Below are 2,835 nucleotides of genomic sequence, written 5' to 3' on the forward strand. Positions count from 1 at the left end.
AAAATGGAAAATAGGTGATGCATAATTATATCAGCAGCAATCAGACATCCACGCAGAGCGCTATTCCGCCGCTCGGTTATGCGATGGGCATGACCTTTACCAGCCCGTCAAAAGGCTTTGCGATGATTCAGGAGCTTGGGGTGCCGAAGCTATACCGTACACAGGATGGGGGCGGCGAGTGGAGTGAAGGACCGGCGTTTTTTAACCGGGACAAGCTGGCGTCCTGCAGCGGATTTATTCCGTCAAGCCCGGAATTTTTCGATACGTCCAATACGGAAGGCTGGATTCCTGTCGGCTGCCAGGTCGGCGATTCAGCTAAATACAACGGCTTTTTCACGACGGACCAAGGCCAGACCTGGACTTTCGCCCCTTTTAATCTGGGTTGGAATAAGGGCGTAAACCAGTCGCTCCGCCCTTCATTTATTAATTCTACACAAGGCTGGGCTCTGGTCGGCAATCTAATGTATCACACCGAAGACCAAGGGAAGACGTGGATGCCGCTGCCCGCAAGTCGCGTGCTGACCAGTATATTAAAGGAATATCCCGAGGTCGGTAAGCTGCAGTTCAGCTCCCAGCGCGTCGGCTGGATGCTCGTTATGAAAAATGACGAAATGCGATCGCGGCTCCTTCAGACGATTGATGGGGGAATTACATGGAAAGTGCTCTGATCCCGTAAGATTGGCATCAAGTTCTTCAAATGGACGCATATACTGTTAATGACCATGCTATGCGTGTCACTGTGAAGCTTGAAGCTGGTGGATGGAAGGGGGAAGAGCATGGGAGATACGTCTTTCTGGATGTTCGATTTCTTCGGAAAGGTCATGCCGATCTTTTTTGTCGTTGTTATCGGAATTATTGTACTGTCTGCCGGAAAAGGTATTCTGCAGTGGGGGCGCAACAACAAGCAGCCCGTGCTCACCGTGGATTCCCGGATTGTCAGCAAACGCAGTCAGGTCAGCCATCATCAACATCAAGATACCAATGACCATCTATCCAGCTATACGAAAACGACCTATTACCTTACTTTCGAAGTGGAGAGCGGCGACCGGATGGAATTTACGGTCAGCGGCGAGCAGTACGGTTTATGCGCCGAGGGCGACGCCGGCCGTCTTACCTTCCAGGGAACGAGATACCTGGGATTTCAGCGCTACATGCGCGTATCCGGAGAAGAAGGCACCCCGGGCGCTTTTCGGAGGATGAACCCATAGTTTCGGAACACGAATCCAAAGAATTTACGGGAGACTCGACGTCGTGATCATAATGCCGGCGTGTCACGCTGGAAGTCGCCGTACGATCTGACGGTGGACGAATGGGACGACGTGCTGAACCTAATGTCCGCAGCNGTTTTCTGGCGACCAGGGAAGCGGCCCGGATCATGAAGGANAAGGGGATTCATGGATCCGTTGTGAACATGGCGTCGACCCGTTCACTCATGTCGGAGCCGAATTCCGAGGCGTATGCCGCCTCCAAAGGGGCGATCGTGGCCTTGACCCATGCGATGGCCGTCTCCCTTGGGCAGGACGGGGTCCGTGTCAACTGCATCAGCCCGGGATGGATCGAAACGGGTGACTACTCCGCCCTGCGGGAGGAGGACCACAGTCAGCATCCGGCGGGACGAGTAGGCAAACCGGATGATATCGCCCGTGCCTGCCTATATTTGGCAGATCCGGACAATTCATTTGTAACCGGGACCCACCTCGTAGTCGATGGGGGCATGACCCGCAAAATGATATATGAACCGTAACTTTTCGACTAATCAAAAGGTACTAATCCTTTCCAATTTTTCTCTATAGCCTTGTAAAAGGAAAAAATTAACTGGAGGATTTAGTTCCTTCTATGCAGTCGGGAAACCTGCTGCCCGAGGTGAGCCCAGCCTAATAAGGACTTGGGCTCATCTCTTTTTTCGACATCAATGCTATAATTACTCCGTTCTACTAGAGATCTATAGGAATGGAGGGAAATTATGATTGTCAAAAGTTCTCGAATCCTGCTGACCGCGCTGATGTGCCTTTCGGCTTGGCTGCTGATGGGGTTTTCGTCCCCGTCCGAACCAGTTAAAGCCACATGGGTATGGCAGACGGAGCTGATCGAGGATGGCGGGAAGGACCTGCTTGACTTTGCTCAAAACCAAGGAATCAACTTGATTTACTTACAGATTAATCGGGACATGCCGGCAAGCGAATACGAAGCTTTCATAAAAAATGCTCATGCTGACAACATTGCCGTGCATGCGCTCGGTGGAGACCCGGGTTGGGCTCAGACCAAGCACCGTGACCGGCTTGTGGGTTTGGTGGATTGGGTAAACGATTACAACAACACTGAAGCATCTGAAGCCCAATTCGACGGCATCCATTTGGACATCGAACCTTATGTTCTTCCGGAATGGGGCACGGACCCGGAAGGCGTCATCGGGACATGGATCAATAATATACAAGCGTTCCTGGATGCAGCGCACGCATCCGGCTCCAAGCTGGACCTCGGGATCGATCTCCCGTTCTGGTTTGACGGGTATACCGTCCCGGGCCAAGGCGACGAGAAGCTGAACGAATGGTTTATGAAGTCGTTTGACCATGTGACCGTTCTGGCTTACCGCAATACGGTCGATTCGGAACACGGCATCGTGGAACTGGCCAGGGACGAGATGGAATCCGCCCAGCGGCTCGGCACCAAAGTCCTCGTGGCCGTCAATCGAAGCAAATGCCCGGTGAGGAACATACGTCCTTCTACGGAAGCGGCAAAAGCGAAATGGATCAATCGCTTGTATCGCTGTCGAGCGCGCTGGGAATCCTATACCCTGTACTGGTGGCATCGCGATTCACGACTTCCGNAACTGGG

The 2,835-nt window shown here is 52.6% G+C and carries 2 protein-coding genes and 1 pseudogene; all 3 read left to right on the forward strand.

Annotation, left to right across the window (positions count from 1 at the left end; all coding sequences use genetic code 11):
• The first annotated feature begins 17 nt into the window (after window positions 1–17).
• Window positions 18–668 (forward strand): WD40/YVTN/BNR-like repeat-containing protein, encoded by a 651-nt coding sequence (locus CPT76_RS06770; protein WP_105442340.1) that lies wholly within the window; start codon window positions 18–20, stop codon window positions 666–668.
• A gap of 108 nt (window positions 669–776) precedes the next feature.
• A complete protein-coding gene (locus CPT76_RS06775) occupies window positions 777–1,208 on the forward strand; it encodes a DUF2500 domain-containing protein (protein WP_089547788.1) in 432 nt (143 codons plus the stop codon).
• A gap of 48 nt (window positions 1,209–1,256) precedes the next feature.
• Window positions 1,257–1,744 (forward strand): annotated as a pseudogene (locus tag CPT76_RS06780) (SDR family oxidoreductase); the annotation flags it as partial.
• Window positions 1,745–2,835: the final 1,091 nt, after the last annotated feature.

Origin of the sequence: Paenibacillus sp. AR247 (assembly GCF_002968895.1) — a bacterium.
In the GTDB taxonomy this organism is placed as follows: Bacteria; Bacillota; Bacilli; order Paenibacillales; family Paenibacillaceae; genus Paenibacillus_AQ; species Paenibacillus_AQ favisporus.

What these genes read in the sequence shown, in the direction of transcription:
- CPT76_RS06770 (WP_105442340.1), top strand. Translation starts at nt 18, where the DNA reads ATGCATAATTATATCAGCAGCAATCAGACATCCACGCAGAGCGCTATT.
- CPT76_RS06775 (WP_089547788.1), top strand. Translation starts at nt 777, where the DNA reads ATGGGAGATACGTCTTTCTGGATGTTCGATTTCTTCGGAAAGGTCATG.